A 16,634-nucleotide genomic window follows, 5' to 3' on the forward strand; every position below is an offset into this window, starting at 1 on the left:
CTGCCGACCCGGTGGTGCCCGACGCGGCGCCCACTGTGGAGGCCGGTACGACCACGCCGGAGCCCGAGGTGCCGACCGAGGCGGTGGACCCGCCGGCGGGTGCCGTGGCGGCCGGCTCGGCCCCGTCGCGCTGGCGCCGGTTCCGCTGGACGCGGCGGCGGCAGGACCTGGCCGTCTTCGGCGGCTTTCTGCTCACCGCGATCTGGGTGACCAGCCAGATCTGGATGGACCCGGCCGGTCGGGTGGCCTCGCTCTACAGCAGCGACCCGGCGCAGGTGCAGTTCTTCCTCGCCCACTCGGTGCGGGTGGTGCTGCACGGGGAGTTCCCGTTCTTCACCGAGCAGTTCAACTATCCGGACGGCGTGAACCTGATGGCCAACACGGCCATCCTGGCGCTGGGCATCCCGATGGTGCCGGTGACCCTGCTGTTCGGGCCCGCCGTCACCTTCGTGCTGCTGGTCACGCTCGCCCTCGCCGGCACCGCCTCGGCCTGGTACTACGTGCTGTCCCGGCACGTGGTCAGCTACCCGCTGGCCGCGATCGTCGGCGGCTGGCTCTGCGGGTTCTCCCCCGCGATGCTGTCGCACGCCAGTTGGCATCCGAACATCATCAGCCAGTTCCTGCTGCCGTTCATCGTGTGGCGGGTCATGGTCATCACCCGCTCCACCCGGCCGTACCGGGACGGCGCGCTGCTGGCCCTGCTGGTCACCGTGCAGGCGTTCATCAACGAGGAGATCCTGCTCTTCACCGCGATGGGCTGCGGCATCTTCCTGATCGCGATGGTCGTCCAACGTCCCGGCCTCTGGTCGGCGGCCTGGCGCCCGCTGGGCAAGGCGGTGGCCACCTGCACGGTGATCGCGGGCGCACTGCTGGCGTACCCGCTCTACATCCAGTTCGCCGGGCCGATGGCGTACCACGGGCTCAGCGACGCGGTCCGCGACTACGGCAACGACATCGCCGCGTACTTCGCGCCGGGCTCGCCGACCATCGGCGGCAACCAGCGCGCCAACGTGAACCTGGCCCCGAACTACTCGGAGGAGAACGCCTTCTTCGGGTGGAGTCTGGCCCTGATCGCGGTCGGCATCGTGCTCTGGCTGCGCCGGGAGCTGCTGGTCCGCGCGTTGGCGGCGACCGCCGGGTTCTACGTCGTTCTCTCCCTCGGTGAGCGCATCACCTGGTGGGACCGGGAGCTGATGGTCGGCCCGTGGGAGTGGCTGGTCCGGCTGCCGCTGCTCGACGCGGTGGTGCCGACCCGGTTCGGCATGATCGTCAGCGTGGTGGTGGCGATCCTGCTGGCGCTCGCCATCGAGCGCAGCCGCACGCTGAAGCTGGACCGGCAGGTGGTGCGGACGCTGACCGTGGCCGGTCTGGTGCTCGCCCTGCTGCCGATCGCCCCGATGCCGCTGCCGATGACCTCCCGACCGCCGGTGCCGGACTTCATCACCTCGGACCGCTGGCGCGCCTACGTCGGGCCGGACCAGACGCTGGTCCCCATCCCGGTGCCGAGCATGGGCAACACCCACGGGATGCGCTGGGCCGCCTCGACGAATCTCGACTTCAAGATGCCCGGCGGCTACTTCCTGGCCCCGCGCAACGCCACCACCGGTGACCCCGGCCGCTTCAACGGGCGGCCCAGCGGCGTCGGCAAGCTGCTGGAGGAGGTCGCCACGACCGGCCGTACGCCGGAACTGGACGACCGTCAGCGGCGGCGCTCCCTGGACGAGCTGCGGCACTGGAAGGCGGCCGTGCTGGTGCTGCCGCTGCGCCAGCCGCACTCGGAGCCGCTGCGGCAGACCGTCGAGCAGTTGGTCGGCCCGGCCCGGCAGGAGCTGGACGTCTGGGTGTGGGACGTACGGCCGTTGACCGCTCCGACGGGCTGATGGTCGTCGGCACCGCCGACCGTACCGCCGAGGTGGCGTCGCGCCGGTGGCTGCCGGCGCGTACCCCGGACGTGGCGGTGCCGGTCGGCTACCTCGCGCTGGCGGTGTGGCTGACCCACCGCCAGTGGGGTCGCCCGGACCGGCTGTTCCACCAGGCCGGTGACCAGATCCTCTTCGAGTGGATGCTGGCCCGCGCGGCCCGTGCCGTGGCCGGGCTGGAGAACCCGCTGTGGAGCGACGCGTTGAACGCGCCCGGCGGGGTGAACCTGATGGCGAACACCTCGGTGCTCGGCCTCGGCGTTCCGCTGGCCCCGGTCACGCTGCTGCTCGGGTCGCAGGCCGCCTTCGTCGTCGCGGTGGTGCTCTGCCTCGCCGGCACCGCGACCGCCTGGTACGTGCTGCTGCGCCGCCGCCTGGTCGACTCCTGGCCGGCCGCCGCCGTCGGGGGCCTGGTCTGCGGTTTCGCGCCCGGGATGATCGCCCAGGCCGGTACGCACCTGCACATGGCCGCCCAGTTCCTGGTGCCGCTGATCCTGGCGCTGGTGTTCCGCCCCGAGCCGGGCGGCCGGGTGTGGCGGCACGGGGTGCTGCTCGGGCTGGTCGTGACGTACCAGGTCTTCCTCGGTGAGGAGGTGCTGCTCTTCGTGGCGCTGGCCGCCGGCGTGCTCGTCGGCGCGTACGCGATCGCCGACCCGTCGGCCGCCCGTCGGCTCGCCCCGTCGACGGCCGGGCGGATCGGGGTCGGTGCGCTGGTGGCGGGGGTGCTGCTGGCGTACCCGCTGTGGTTCCAGTTCTTCGGGCCGGGCCACTACCGGGGGATGCCGTTCCACGCGTACAGCTACCAGTTGGACGCGGCGTCGTTCACCCGGTTCGCCCGGCAGACGCTGTTCGGCGTGGACCGTCCGCCCGGCCTGCTGGCGCCCAATCCGACCGAGGAGAACTCGTTCTTCGGCGTCGGGCTACTCCTGCTGGCCGTGGTCGTCGCGGTCTGGCTCCGGCGTCGACCACTGGTCCGCGCGCTGGCCGCCTGCGGGCTGGTGTTCGCCCTGCTCTCCCTCGGTCCCCGGGTACGCCTCGACGGGCGCGCCACCGACCTGCCCGGGCCGTACCGGCTGATCGCCGAACTGCCGTTGCTCGACCATGTGGTGCCGGCCCGGTTCGCGCTGGTCTGCATCCCGGTGCTGGGCGTCCTGATCGCGCTCGGAGTGGACCGCTGGGTGCGGCGGACAGCCGTCGACACCGCGCCCGCCCGGCCCCGACGGCGTGCGACGGTCCGCCTTGTCGGGGTCGTCGCGCTGGCCGTCGCGCTGCTGCCGCTGGTGCCGACCCCGATCCGTACCGTGTCGAGCCGGCCGGTGCCGGCGTTCGTCGCCGACGGCACCTGGCGGACGTACGTGCCGGCGGGCCGCACGCTGGTGCCGGTGCCCCCGGTGACCAACGCCGGCCGCAGTCCGGGCATGCTCTGGTCGGCGCGGACCGGACTGGCCTTCACCGCGCCGGGCGGCTTCTTCATCGGCCCCCACGCCCCGGGCGACCCGACGGCCCGGTGGGGCGCCCCGGACCGGCCGACCTCGCTGCTGCTGCGGCGGGTGGCGGAGACCGGCGTGGTGCCGCCGATCACCGAGACGGACCGCCGGCAGGCGGTGGCGGACCTGCGGCACTGGCGGGCGGCCGTCGTCGTGCAGGGCGGGCTGCACCACGGCGACCCGGTGCGGCACACCGTGGAGGCGCTGCTCGGCCCGCCCCGGGAGATCGACGGCGCGCTGGTCTGGGACGTCCGCCCGTTCGTCGGCTGAGGTGCGCCCGCGCCGGTCGCCTCTCCGCCGGATGGCAGACTCGTCGGGGTGAGCGACGTGGCCGCGACGCCGATGGACGGTGAGCTGGAGAGTGTCAGTCTGGTGGACCTCGCCGTCTCCCGGCTGACCCGGGAACTCCTCAGCGGACGGAGCGAGCCGGGTGAGCGCCTGGTGGAGGAGCAGTTGACCCGGCGGCTGGGGATCAGCCGGGCGCCGTTACGCGAGGCGTTGCGCCTGCTGGCGCAGCGGGGGTTGGTCGAGCACGTGCCCCGGCGCGGGGTCCGCGTCGCCACCCTCTCCGACCGGGACGTGCAGGAACTGTACGAGGTGCGCGACGTGCTGGAGCGGTTCGCGGTCCGGGCAGCGATCCCGGTGGGCCGGGAGAGCGACCTGGTCGGGTTGCGGGCGGCGCTGGACCGGATGCGGGAGGCGACGCGCGCGGGTGACCGGTTGGCGGTCGCCGAGTCGCACCGCGCGTTCCACGTCGCGTTGGTGGCGCTGGCCGGCAACCGTCAGCTCTCCGGGGTGTACGACTCGATCCTGGTGAAGTTGCAGCTCTACATGGCCATCAACCTGCGCCGCGAGGCGGAGCAGGCGCAACCCCTGGACGGTGTGCACCGGCACGAGCGGCTCTTCGAGGCGGTGGCCGGGGGAGACCCGGAGGTGGTCCTCGCCGCTCTCTCGGTGCACGGAGCGCGGTCGTACCTGGGGTAGCGGATCGGCAGCGGCGTCATGCCGTCGTTACGTTCGGCGTCGGCTCTCGAAACAGAACGGTCGACAATCGACTGTATGCCGGAGCGGATCGGATCGATCTCGGAATTGCGGTCGGCGTACCGCGAGCACCGTCTCACCCCCGTCGACCTGACCGAGACCGTCCTCGAAGGACTGGCCGGTCGAGCCGGTGAACCGGTCTGGATCAGCACCGTGTCCCCCGACGACCTGCGGGCCCGTGCCGCCGTCCTGGCCGACACCGACCCGCAGACACTGCCGCTGTACGGGATCCCGTTCGCGGTGAAGGACAACATCGACGTCGCCGGCATGGTCACCACGGCCGGCTGCCCCGACTTCGGGTACCGCGCCACCGAGGACGCACCGGTGGTACGCCGGCTCCTCGACGCCGGTGCCCTGCTGGTCGGCAAGACCAACCTCGACCAGTTCGCCACCGGCCTGACCGGCTCGCGATCCCCGTACGGCAGCGTCGAGAGCGTGTTCGGTGGCGGTCTCGTCTCCGGCGGGTCCAGCTCCGGCTCGGCGGTCGCGGTCGCCACCGGTCAGGTCACCTTCGCCCTCGGCACGGACACCGCCGGCTCCGGCCGGGTTCCGGCCGCGCTGAACGGGATCGTCGGCCTCAAACCCACCCGAGGGCTGCTCAGCACCGCCGGTGTGGTGCCGGCCTGCCGCTCGCTGGACTGCGTCTCGGTCTTCGCCACCGACGTCGCGGACGCCACGGAGGTGCTGCACGCCGCTCGCGCCGTGACCACAGCCGACCCCTGGGGACGTCCACTGCCGGCCGCGAGTCTGGCGTCCCGGGCACCGGAGACGCTCCGCCTCGGCGTACCCCGGACCGCAGACCTGGAGTTCTTCGGCGATGCCGGGCAGGCGGTCCGGTTCGCGGCCGGCGTGCACCGCCTGCGGGACCTGGTCGACACCGTGCGGCAGGTGCCGCTGGCTCCCTTCCTGGCTGCCGGAGACCTCCTCTACCAGGGCCCCTGGGTGGCCGAGCGGCTCGCCGGGCTGGACGACTTCCTGCGGACGCATCCGGAGTCGGTCCTCCCGGTCACCCGGACCGTGTTGGAGACCGGGCGTCGTTACGACGCCGTCGACGCCTTCCGGGGCCGACACCGGCTCCGTGAGTTGCGGGCCGAGGTCGACCGGTGGTGGCAGGAGATGGACGTGCTGGTGGTGCCGACCGTCGGCACCACCTTCACGCTCGCGGAGGTCGCCGAGGACCCGATCGGACGCAACGCGGTACTCGGCCGGTACACCCAGTTCGCGAACCTGCTCGACCTGGCGGCGGTGACCGTGCCGAACGGATTCACCGCCGACGGTCGACCGGCCAGCCTGACCCTGATCGGCCCGGCCTTCAGCGACACCACACTGGCCCGGCTCGCCGCCGCCGGTGCCGGAGCCGACGCGCACCCGGTGGCCGAGAGCACGTCGGGCAACGGGGCCGCGCCGCCGATCCGGGGAGGTGGGGTACCGACAGGCCGCAGGGAGGTGCTGATCGCCGTGGTCGGGCGGCACCTGAGCGGGGAGTCGCGCAACACCGAGCTGACCGACCTCGGGGCCGCCCTCGCCGGCACCACCCGCACCGCACCGCTCTACCGGCTGTACCGGATGCCGACCCCGGACGGCGAAGGATTGCCCGGCCTGGTCCGGGTCGCCTCAGCCACCCCCGACGGTCACGGAATCGAAGTCGAACTCTGGTCGCTGCCGACCTCGGCAGTGGGCGGATTCCTGGCCGGGGTGCCGGCCCCGCTCTCGCTCGGCTGGGTGCGGCTGCACGACGGGCGGCACGTGCTCGGGTTCCTCTGCGAGGCGTACGCGGCCGGCCCGGAGGCCGAGGACATCAGCGCCACCGGTGGGTGGCGCGCGTACCGGCGGTTGACGTGTAAGGAGGGGTCCCCTGCTAACGCCTCGTGCATAGCAGGGGACCCCTCCTCACACCGCCGCCCGACGGTCAACGGCGGCGACGCCGCCTGAGCAGGACAGGAGGAGCGATGGCAACGATCGGTCCGGTACCGGCGAACCCCTACCCGTGGCCGTACGACGGCACGGTCGACACCGTGCGTACCGCACTGCTCTGCGTGGACTGGCAGACCGACTTCTGCGGGCCGGGCGGCTACGTCGACGCGATGGGCTACGACATCGGCCTCACCCGGGCCGGCCTGCCGGCTACCGCCCGGCTGCTGACGCACGTCCGTTCGCTCGGCATGCTGGTCGTGCACACCCGTGAGGGACACGACCCCGACCTGTCCGACCTGCCGCCGAACAAGCGCTGGCGCTCGGCCCGGATCGGCGCCGAGATCGGCGGAGCCGGGCCCTGCGGCCGGATCCTCGTCAAGGGCGAACCGGGATGGGAGATCGTGCCCGAGGTCGCCCCGGCCCCCGGCGAGGTGGTCGTGGACAAGCCGGGCAAAGGCGCCTTCTATGCGACCAACCTGGACCTGGTGCTGCGTACCCGGGGCATCACCCACCTGATCCTCACCGGCATCACCACCGACGTCTGCGTGCACACCACGATGCGCGAGGCGAACGACCGGGGCTACGAGTGCCTGATCCTGTCGGACTGCACCGGCGCCACCGACAAGGGCAATCACGAGGCCGCCCTGCACATGGTGACCATGCAGGGCGGCGTCTTCGGCTGCGTGGCCACCTCCGACGACGTCATCGCCGCCACGACCGGGTGAGGTGGACCAATGCCGACCATCGCCGCCGCGCGACCCTTCCCGTACACCTTCGACCCCACGACCACGGCGCTGCTCGTCATCGACATGCAGCGCGACTTCCTGGAACCGGGCGGTTTCGGCGAGAGCCTGGGTAACGACGTCAGCCGGCTGCGGCGCACCATCGCGCCGCTGGGCGCGTTGCTGGCCGCCGCCCGTGCCGCCGGCATGACCGTCGTGCACACCCGCGAAGGCCACCTGCCGGACCTCTCCGACTGCCCACCGGCCAAGCTCCAGCGGGGTGCCCCCCGCATGCGCATCGGCGACCCCGGGCCCAACGGCCGGATCCTGATCCGGGGCGAGTACGGCCACGACATCGTCGACGAACTGGCGCCGCTGCCCGGCGAGCCGGTCGTCGACAAGCCCGGCAAGGGCGCCTTCCACGCCACCGGCCTGGGGGAGTTGCTCGCCGAACAGAAGATCGACAGTCTCCTGGTCACCGGTGTCACCACCGAGGTGTGCGTGCACACCACCGTCCGGGAGGCGAACGACCGCGGGTACGAGTGCCTCGTGCTCGCCGACTGCGTCGGGTCCTACTTCCCGGAGTTCCACCGGGCCGGACTCGACATGATCGCCGCCCAGGGCGGCATCTTCGGCTGGGTGGCCGACTCGACGGACGTACTCGCCGTGCTGCCCACCACCCCCTCGTCGTACGCCTCCTCCTGACCGGGAGCAGCCCATGCAACCCACCACGACATCCCCGCCACGCCTGCCGTACTGGGTGCGCGGTGACACCAACGCGTTCTTCGGCTTCGGCGTCAACGTCCTGGTCAACGTGCTCACTCTGACCGGGCTCTGCATCTTCGTGGTGAACCTGCCCGAACGGGAGGTGTTCGGCACGATCCTGCCGGCCCTCGGCATCGCCCTGGTCGCCGGCAACATCTACTACACCCACCTGGCCCGCCGCCTGGCCCGACGGGAGGGGCGTGCCGACGTGACCGCCCTGCCGTACGGGCCGAGCGTGCCGCACATGTTCATCGTCATCTTCGTCATCATGCTGCCGATCTTCCTGAGTACCGGTGACCCGACGCGGGCCTGGGCGGCCGGGCTGGCGTGGGCGTTCATCATCGGTGTGATCGTGCTGGTCGGTGCGTTCGTCGGGCCGTACATCCGCCGGTACACCCCCCGCGCCGCGTTGCTCGGCACGCTGGCCGGCATCAGCATCACCTTCATCTCGATGAACCCGGCAGGGCAGATGTGGCGGATGGCCTGGATCGCTCTGCCGGTCCTCGCGCTGCTGCTGATCGGACTGCTCACCGACGTGAGACTGCCGTTCAACTTCCCGATCGGGCTGGCCGCCCTGCTGCTGGGTACGGCGATCGGCTGGCTCGGTGGGGCGATGTCGGTGCCGGACGTGACAGCAGCGGCGCGCGACATCGCCGTCGCCCTCCCCACGTTCCAACTCGACCTGCTGGGACGCGGCCTGTCCGACATGGCGCCACTGCTGGCTACCGCGATCCCGCTCGGGGTCTACAACTTCACCGAGGCGATGACCAACGTGGAGAGCGCCGCCACCGCCGGGGACAACTACAACCTGCGCAGTGTCCTGCTCGCCGACGGCGCCGGGGCGGTGGTCGGTGCGGCCCTCGGTTCACCCTTTCCGCCCGCCGTGTACGTCGGGCATCCCGGCTGGAAGGCCGCCGGAGGCCGGACCGGCTACTCGATGGCGACCGGGGTGGTCATCGCGCTGCTCTGCTTCCTCGGGATGTTCTCCCTGCTCGGTGCGATCTTCCCGACCGCGGCGATCGTGCCGATCCTGCTCTATATCGGACTGCTGATCGGCGCGCAGGCGTTCCAGGCCACGCCTCGGGCCCACGCGGCGGCGGTCGTGGCGGCGCTGATCCCCAACATCGCGGCGTGGGCGACCGGGCAGATGAACAACGTGCTGGCGGCGGCCGGCACCACCGCTGCCGAGGTCGGCGACGAGGCGCTCGCCGGTGCCGGTGTGGTCTACGACGGGCTGCGGATACTCGGTGAAGGGGCCATCCTCGCCGGTCTGGTGCTCGGCGCGATCGTGGCGTTCATCATCGACAAACGCTTCGTGCACGCGGCCGTGTTCGCCGCGTCGGGCGCGGTGCTCGCCTTCATCGGTCTGATCCATGGCGAGGAGGTCCGGTGGAACGCCAACGGGCAGGTGGCCCTCGGCTACCTCTTCGTGGCGGTGATCTGCGGAATCGTCGCGCTCGGGTCGCACCCGCCCCGGGTGCCCGCGCCTGAGGAGGCCGAGCTGGACCGCCCGCACGGCGGCACTCCTTCCCGCGCAAAGGACGTACCCGCCGAATCGGTCACCGCGCCGGGCCGTCCGGCCGGTGCCGCCCCGGCGGACGACGACACCCGCGAGGCGGCGGTGAGTGGCTGAGGCGGTGTCCCCGGTCGGGGCGGCAGGTCCCGCCGCCCGACCGGGGACACTCCGCCGCCCGCTGCCGGTCCCGACTGGAGAGGACGAACCCGATGGAGATCGACCGTGTCGACGTGGTGGCCGAGGTCACGACCGCCTTCGCCGGCTACGAGCAGGCCCTGGTCGACGGGGACGCGGAGCGGATCTGCGGCTACTTCTGGGACTCTGACCGGACGGTGCGCTTCGGCCTCGCCGACCACCAGTACGGCCTTGAGGAACAGCGGAAATGGCGGGCCGCGCAGCCGCCGTTGCCACCGGGTCGCCGGCTGGTCGACCCGATGATCACCACCTTCGGCCTCGACCTCGCGGTCGTCACCACCCGGTTCGGCTACGTCGGCACGGCCGCCACCGGCCGACAGACCCAGACCTGGGTACGCCTGCCCGTCGGCTGGCGCATCGTCACCGCGCACGTATCCGAGCCGCTGCCCGCTGCGCCTGAGGTGTAAGGAGGGGTCCCCTGCTAACGCCTCGTGTATAGCAGGGGACCCCTCCTTACAACCCGGAGCGCGCGTCAGACGCGGTCGCGGACGTCCCAGAGCCAGACGTCGTCCACCCGCTGCGGCTCACCGAGCAGGCCGGTCAGCAGGTCCCGCAGCACGGCCTCCCGGGGGTGGGCACCGAGCACCACCACCGAGGCCCGCCAGAAGCGCAGGTCCTCGACCGCCTGCTGACGGTTCTCGTCGGTCAGCTCGGGCACCTCACCGGCGTCCATGGAGCGGTAGACGAGGGTGCTGGTGGGCCGGTTCGGTGCGCCGAAGACACCCTCGCCGTCGAGGTTGGGGCCGATGAAGTAGCCCGCCGGGATCGGGAACTCGTGCTGGGTCAACGCGCTCCAGCGCAACGTGGACAGTCCGTGCACGTTGCTCGGGATGGGCACCGGCACCAGCGTGCGGCCCTCCGTCACGTACGGCCGCCAGGCGCCCGAGGTGATGAAGGTCGGCGGCGGGGCGACCTCCTTCGCCGGCAGCGGGGTGGGGAACAGCGGCAGCACGGCCAGCGAGATGGCCGCGTACCCGACGCCGCGCTGCCAGCGCGGCCGGGAGCCGGCGGTGGCGGTGGCGGTGGCGGGCACGGGTTCGCCGGAGCGCGGTGCCGGCACCGGAGACCGGCGGTTGCCGGCCACCGCGTCCCAGGCCAGGGCGAGCAGGACACCGAGCGCGGCGGTGGTGACCAGCGTCAGCCGCGTCGGCATCATCATCTCGACCAGCGGTACGTCCTCCGAGATGTACGACCACGGGCCGGCGATGCCGGTGAGTTCGCCGTTGAACCGGATCTCCGGTCCGAGCGAGGCCACCGAGAAGAGCACCACCAGCACGGCGATGATCCGGGCCACCAGCGACCGGCGCACCAGCAGCGCCAGCGCCACCACCGTGAACAGCACCATCGGCCAGCCGAACCAGGTGTTCTGCTCGGTCATCCCGATGGTCGCCTCGACCGCCTCGTTGCCGGCGATGGTGTCGCGCGGGAAGGTGACGAAGGCGACGATGTCCTCGCCCCAACTGTGGAACACCCCGCCCTGCAGGCCCCGGTAGGACTGCGGGCCGTTGAACTGGTACCAGATCGGGTAGGCGGTGAGCAGCAGGGCGACGCCACCACCGAAGCCCAGCCCGGCACCGAACGTACCGGCGCGGGCCCGCGCCGTACGCGGGCGCATGATCGCGTAGGCGATCACGACGACCAGGCAGGCCAGCGCCGTGAGCAGCAGCATCTCCTCGTTGATGAAGATCTGGTACGCCACCAGCAGGCCCAGCACCAGCCCGTTGCGCCGCCACCGGCCGGGCTCGGTCAGCCGGAACACCCGCACCACGATCAGCGGCAGCAGGAAGTTGGAGACGAAGTTCGGTTGGCCGTTGGCGTGGTGCACGATGCCGGGGGCGAAGCCGAGGAACGCGCCGCCGACGAAGGCGGCGGCCCGGGAGCGCACCAGGTGCCGGGAGAGCATCCAGTACGAGGTGGCGGCGGTGGCCGCCAGCGCACCGCCCAGGTAGAGCGCGTACACCACCTGCGGGCCGAGCAGCCAGGTGAGCGGGGCCAGCGGCAGGGTCACCCCGAGCAGCGAGGTGTTGGCCATCATGTTCACCCCGTCGGGGGCGTTCTGCCTGGTGCTGAAGAGCGGGTTCTCCAGGTGCATCACCGAGTACGCACCGTGCGAGAACAACCACTCGAACCAACTGTGGTCGGTGGGCAGATGTGACGAGACGCGGTTCTGCACGTCCACCCAGTAGTAGAGGCAGACGAGGACACCGAGCAGCACGTAGGCTCCGATGGCCAACACGTCGACGCGCGTCGGCCCGCGTCGGCGAGGTCGTGTCGCTGACTCCGCCTCGACGGTCTCGGGGGCAGGGTTCAACGAGGAATCAATCACCGGCACAGCCACGACGGGCCATCGTACAGGCGGTCGCCGGGGCCGCCGACGGCCGTGAGGGCCGCGTCGGCGCGCCGGAGGAAGGACGACCGTGACGGTGATCGACCTCGGTGACCTCACCGAGCCGACCTACCAGCCGCCGAGACGCCGCCGGATCGTCGCCGGTTCGCGCCGCTGGGGGGCCGCGTTGCTCGCGGTGGTCGTGCTGGTGTCGATGGCCGGAGCCGCGCCGCCGACCCCCCGGGTGTACGCGACGGTGCCGGTGCCACTCGGTGCCAACCTGCTCCTCGCGGCGGACCAGATCTTCGCCGTCATCCCGGGCACCGAGGTCACCGACGGCCACCCCGAACTGCTCGCCTTCCCCTATCCCGAGAAGGCCACCGGTGCGCCGCCGACACTCACGCCGTCCTGGCGGACCCGACTGGCGTACGGCCATCGGGTCTTCCGGGCGCAGCCCGTCGCCGGCGGCGGGGTGCTGGTCTCGATGTCCGCCGAGGAGACCGAGAGCAGCCAGAGCGTGCTGCTCGACGCGCGTACCGGTCAGGAACGCTGGCGCGAGCCGGGCGTGGCGATGTTCGACGACCCCCGCCGCGCACTGCTGCGGACCCATCGCGAGAGCGCGCCGAACACGCTACGGATGATCGAGCTGCCGAGCGCCCGTGAGCTGTGGTCCATTCCGCTCTCCGCGTCCAGCGTCGACTACCGGCTGCGCGACGGTGTGGTCGACGCGATCGTGGTCTCCACACTCGACGGCGGCGTCGAGGTGCGTGACCCGGAGACCGGGGAGGTCCGGCACCGCCTGCCGCCGCCCGCCGACGACCCGGCCGGCTACCAGTCGGCGTGGGTGGTCGGCGACCTGGTGGCGGTGGTCCGCAACTCGAACACCGTCGCCGCCTACGCGGTCGACGGGCTGGTCCCGCTCTGGCAGACCACCGTGCCGACGATCTATCACGTCACTGCCTGCGCCGCACTGCTCTGCGCCTTTCCGGCCAGCGGCGGGGTACAGGTCCTCGACCCGGCCACCGGCGCCGCCGGGTGGGACAACCGGAACATCGCCGACCTCCTGCTGGTGGGGGCGCGGCGTGCGCTGGTCCTGTCCGGGTGGGCCGAGGGGACGATGGAGTTGGCTACCTTCGACATGACGACCGGGGCGCTGCTCATCGACCACGGTTCGTGGGAGCAGGTCCAGCGTTACGAGTACGCGCCGCACCTGCTCGCCGTGCGACCGGTGCCCGACGTCGGTGTGGTGCTGGCCCGACTACACCCCGACGAGGACCGGGCCCGGCCGATCGACGTGCTGGTCGGGGCGCGGGGCGAATGCCAGGCCCGCCACGACCTCGTCGCCTGCCGTCGCGCCGACGGCGACTTCGGCGTCTGGCGACTTCCGGGGTGACACCGCTCGGCGCGGCACATCGACTTGGCGGCCGGCGCTAGGTTGTCGGGTGGTCACCGGCGGAAAAGGGGCGTGACATGCGGGTACTGGTGGTCGAGGACGAGCGCAACCTCGCTGACGCGATCGCGCGCGGCCTACGCAAACGCGGCATGGCGGTGGATGTCGCGTACGACGGCGACAGCGGACACGAAATGGCCTTCGTCACCCGGTACGACGTGGTGGTGCTCGACCGTGACCTGCCCGGCATGCACGGTGACCAGATCTGCGCCGAGCTGGCCGCGTCCGGCGCGCTGACCCGGGTGCTGATGCTCACCGCCAGCGGCACGGTCGCCGACCGGGTCGAGGGCCTGCAACTCGGCGCCGACGACTACCTGCCCAAGCCCTTCGCCTTCGACGAACTGGTGGCCCGGGTGCTGGCATTGGGCCGGCGGGCCACCCCGGCGGCACCGCCGGTGCTGGAACTGGCCGACCTGGTCGTCGACCCGGCGCGGCGGGTCGCCACCCGGGCCGGGCAGCCGGTGGAGCTGACCAACAAGGAGTTCGGGGTGCTCTGCGAGCTGCTCAAGGCCCGTGGCGCGGTGGTCTCCAGCGAGGAACTGCTGGAACGGGTCTGGGACGCCAACACCGACCCGTTCACCACCATCGTCCGGGTCACCGTGATGACCCTGCGCCGCAAGCTCGGCGACCCGTCGCTGATCGAGACCGTGGTGGGGGCCGGCTACCGCACCGCCGAGGGGTCGGCGTGACGCCCGCCCTGGGGCTCGGGCCGGTCACGCGGCTGCGGCTGCGGCCCACCCTGCGGCTGCGGCTGACCCTGCTCAACGGCGTCCTGCTGATCGGCGCCGGGGCGATCCTGCTGCTGCTGGCCTGGCTGCTGGTGCGCGACGCGCTGCGCCCCACCGCCGAGCTGCTGCCCGGCACCACCGTGGTGCTGGCCGACGGCAGCACCCTGGAAGCCGGGGCGTGGCAGCGGCAACTGGTCAGCGCGGCCTCCGGCGAGCTGCTGGCGAAGGGACTGGCCGCGCTGCTGGCGGTCGGGGCGGTCGGCGTGGTCGGGGCGTACGCGGTGGCGGGGCGGGCGCTGCGGCCACTGCACCAGGTCACCGCCACCGCGCGGCGGCTCGGCGAGACCACGCTGCACCAGCGGATCGGCTACTCCGGGGCGGACGATGAGGTGGCCGAGCTGGCCGACACCTTCGACGCGATGCTGGACCGGATAGGTGCCGCCTTCGAGTCGCAGAAACGGTTCGTCGCCAACGCCTCGCACGAGTTACGGACACCGCTGGCGGTGATGCGTACCGAGATCGACGTGACGCTCAGCGACGACGACGCGGACGCGGCCGAGTACCGCCGGATGGCGACCGTGGTGCGCGACGCCTCCGAACGCGCCAACGGGCTTGTCGACGCCCTGTTGGTGCTGGCCCGCAGCGAGGCGCAGACGGGCCGACGGCTCGCCCGGCGTACCGAGTGCGACCTGGCCGCCGGCACGCTCAACGCGCTCTCCGCGGTGCGCCGGGAGGTGGAACGGATCAAGCTGGACGTGCGGACCTCGCTCCAGCCGGCACCGGTGGTCGGCGACCCCGGGCTGCTGGACCGGTTGGCCGGCAACCTGATCGAGAACGCGGTCCGCTACAACCACCTGCACGGGCGGCTCTGGGTGCGGACCGGCTCCGACGGTCAGCGATCGTGGCTGGTGGTGGGCAACACCGGATTCGAGGTCGACCCGGCCGACGTACCGGGGCTGTTCGAGCCGTTCCGGCGTGGCGGCCGGGAGCGGACCGGCGCCCGTGGGTCGGGCCTCGGCCTCTCCATCGTCCGGGCGGTCTGTGACGCGCACGGCGGCACGGTGGCGGCGGTGGCGCAGCCCGGGGGCGGCCTGGAGGTGACGGTGAACCTGCCGGCGGCCGACTCCGCGCCGACCGTGGAGCAGGGCACGCGCTGACCCGACGCGCGAATAATCGCTTGATCCCGATGAGAGGTTGGGGTCATGGCTTCCCGAGTGCGTTGGATCGACGTCGACTGTGCCGACCCGTACACCATGGCGACCTTCTGGGCCGAGGTCACCGGGCTGCGGCCCGACCCGGACGACCGGCCGGGGGACGAGGAGTGCGCCCTGTTGTCCGGCCCGGACCTGGCCGGCGGTGGCATGCTCTTCCAGCGGATCCCCGAGGGCAAGACCGCCAAGAACCGCATCCACCTGGACCTCCAACCGACCGACCGGACCCGGGACGAGGAGGTGGAACGCCTGATCGGCCTGGGTGCCACACAGGTCGCCGACCGCCGCCGGCCGGACGGCACGGGCTGGGTGGTGCTGGCCGACCCGGAGGGCAACGAGTTCTGCGTGGAACGCAGCGCCGCGGAGCACTCCCCGACGGAGGGCTGACTCCTCACCGGGCCGGCGCGGGCGGGGATCCACCCCGCCCGGCCGTCGGCGCGTACGTCAGGACCGTTGTTCGACCTGGCCCCGGATGGTGAGGAACTCGGACGCGGCGTCGTTGCGGGAGGAGAAGAACATGACGATCATGCCGACGCTGCCCCGGTCGGCCCAGACGCAGATGCCCAACGCCACGTCGGCCCGGCCGTCGCCGCAGCGGGCCTCGCCTCCGAGTGGGCCCGGCTCGACCGGCGTCATGTTGCTGACCGTCAGCTCGGTCGAGATGGCCTGGACCGCCTCGTCGAGCTCCTTCTTCGGGTCGGACATCAACCCGGAGACGGCCACGATCATCACGAGGTTCTCCTGCGACGGATTGCCGTAGAAGGCACCGACCGCACTCGTCTCGTTCTGGATCGAGGACTTCAGTTGCCGGACCATCGACTCGGAGAGCTGCTGCAACTCCGGCTCGGTGACCTTCGGTCGGCCGGCCAGCGTCTCTGGCGCCACCACCCGGGTCCGGGTGGCGTCGACCGCCTCGCCGACGGTGTCCCGGACCACGAACCAGACGACCGCGCCACCGCCCACGCAGAGCACCATGAGGACGGCGAGGACGATCAGCACGATCTTCCCGGTGTGGGACTTCTTCGGCGGTGGGGGCGGCGGGAAGGCGCCGTACGACTGGCCGGGCGCGGGGTACCCGCCGGCCTGCGGAGGCGGGGGATAGCCGGCACCCGACTGTGGCGGATAGCCCGCACCCGGCGGTGGTGGGTAGCCACCGGCCTGCGGGTACGCCCCGGCCGGCGGGTAGCCGCCGCCCTGCGGGTGCGGGCCGCCGCCGGGCGGATAGTGGTGCTGGTCCGGGTGGGACATGCGGTCAGCTCCTGGTGAAGGGTGGAACCGGAAGGGTAGCCAGCGACCGCACGCGCCGCTGCCCCAGACCGCCGGTCACGGTGGTCAACCCCCGGTCGGGGCGACCACCGTG

Annotated in this window: 14 protein-coding genes; 12 read left to right on the forward strand and 2 right to left on the reverse strand. The window is 72.2% G+C overall.

What is annotated here, in order from left to right; translation table 11 throughout:
• Positions 1-11: 11 nt before the first annotated feature.
• From ACFYTT_RS13210 to ACFYTT_RS13245, 8 genes are all read left to right on the forward strand, one after another.
• Positions 12-1,880, forward strand: coding sequence for a hypothetical protein (locus tag ACFYTT_RS13210; RefSeq protein ID WP_387259753.1), 1,869 nt, complete (start codon positions 12-14; stop codon positions 1,878-1,880).
• The gene (locus ACFYTT_RS13215; protein WP_387259756.1) at positions 1,880-3,676 is read left to right on the forward strand and encodes a hypothetical protein; all 1,797 of its coding nucleotides are present in this window, start codon (positions 1,880-1,882) and stop codon (positions 3,674-3,676) included. Before ACFYTT_RS13210 ends, ACFYTT_RS13215 begins: the two co-directional genes overlap by 1 nt.
• 48 nt (positions 3,677-3,724) lie before the next feature.
• Positions 3,725-4,390: a GntR family transcriptional regulator gene (locus ACFYTT_RS13220; protein ID WP_131053366.1), complete on the forward strand. Its 666-nt coding sequence runs from the start codon at positions 3,725-3,727 to the stop codon at positions 4,388-4,390.
• Between the two features lie 75 nt (positions 4,391-4,465).
• Positions 4,466-6,379 carry an allophanate hydrolase gene (gene atzF / locus ACFYTT_RS13225; RefSeq protein ID WP_387259109.1) on the forward strand — a complete coding sequence of 638 codons (1,914 nt, stop codon included), beginning with the start codon at positions 4,466-4,468 and terminating at the stop codon, positions 6,377-6,379.
• Between the two features lie 17 nt (positions 6,380-6,396).
• Positions 6,397-7,086, forward strand: a complete 690-nt coding sequence (locus ACFYTT_RS13230) for a cysteine hydrolase family protein (RefSeq protein WP_131053364.1) — start codon at positions 6,397-6,399, stop codon at positions 7,084-7,086.
• Between the two features lie 9 nt (positions 7,087-7,095).
• Positions 7,096-7,788: a cysteine hydrolase family protein gene (locus tag ACFYTT_RS13235; RefSeq protein WP_387259112.1), complete on the forward strand. Its 693-nt coding sequence runs from the start codon at positions 7,096-7,098 to the stop codon at positions 7,786-7,788.
• Between the two features lie 13 nt (positions 7,789-7,801).
• Positions 7,802-9,481 carry a regulator gene (locus ACFYTT_RS13240; protein ID WP_176093072.1) on the forward strand — a complete coding sequence of 560 codons (1,680 nt, stop codon included), beginning with the start codon at positions 7,802-7,804 and terminating at the stop codon, positions 9,479-9,481.
• Between the two features lie 92 nt (positions 9,482-9,573).
• Positions 9,574-9,966, forward strand: coding sequence for an AtzH-like domain-containing protein (locus ACFYTT_RS13245; protein WP_387259115.1), 393 nt, complete (start codon positions 9,574-9,576; stop codon positions 9,964-9,966).
• A gap of 65 nt (positions 9,967-10,031) precedes the next feature.
• On the opposite strand, the gene ACFYTT_RS13250 is transcribed toward ACFYTT_RS13245, so the two are convergent.
• Positions 10,032-11,897: a hypothetical protein gene (locus ACFYTT_RS13250; protein ID WP_387259118.1), complete on the reverse strand. Its 1,866-nt coding sequence runs from the start codon at positions 11,895-11,897 to the stop codon at positions 10,032-10,034.
• 79 nt (positions 11,898-11,976) lie between these two features.
• Between ACFYTT_RS13250 and ACFYTT_RS13255 the strand changes: the two genes are divergently transcribed.
• The 4 genes from ACFYTT_RS13255 to ACFYTT_RS13270 all read left to right on the forward strand — a co-directional run bounded on the left by ACFYTT_RS13255 (position 11,977) and on the right by ACFYTT_RS13270 (position 15,661).
• Complete coding sequence (locus ACFYTT_RS13255; protein WP_387259120.1) at positions 11,977-13,278, forward strand: PQQ-binding-like beta-propeller repeat protein; 1,302 nt, start codon at positions 11,977-11,979, stop codon at positions 13,276-13,278.
• Between the two features lie 77 nt (positions 13,279-13,355).
• The gene (locus ACFYTT_RS13260) at positions 13,356-14,024 is read left to right on the forward strand and encodes a response regulator transcription factor (protein ID WP_387259123.1); all 669 of its coding nucleotides are present in this window, start codon (positions 13,356-13,358) and stop codon (positions 14,022-14,024) included.
• Entirely contained in the window at positions 14,021-15,220 is a 1,200-nt protein-coding gene (locus ACFYTT_RS13265) for a sensor histidine kinase (protein ID WP_387259126.1), read from the forward strand. Before ACFYTT_RS13260 ends, ACFYTT_RS13265 begins: the two co-directional genes overlap by 4 nt.
• A 45-nt stretch (positions 15,221-15,265) precedes the next feature.
• Positions 15,266-15,661 (forward strand): VOC family protein, encoded by a 396-nt coding sequence (locus ACFYTT_RS13270; RefSeq protein ID WP_387259128.1) that lies wholly within the window; start codon positions 15,266-15,268, stop codon positions 15,659-15,661.
• A 57-nt stretch (positions 15,662-15,718) separates the two neighbouring features.
• On the opposite strand, the gene ACFYTT_RS13275 is transcribed toward ACFYTT_RS13270, so the two are convergent.
• Entirely contained in the window at positions 15,719-16,522 is an 804-nt protein-coding gene (locus tag ACFYTT_RS13275; protein WP_387259131.1) for a hypothetical protein, read from the reverse strand.
• Between the last annotated feature and the right edge of the window lie 112 nt (positions 16,523-16,634).

Source organism: Micromonospora sp. NPDC003816 (assembly GCF_042874705.1).
Lineage (GTDB): Bacteria > Actinomycetota > Actinomycetes > Mycobacteriales > Micromonosporaceae > Micromonospora.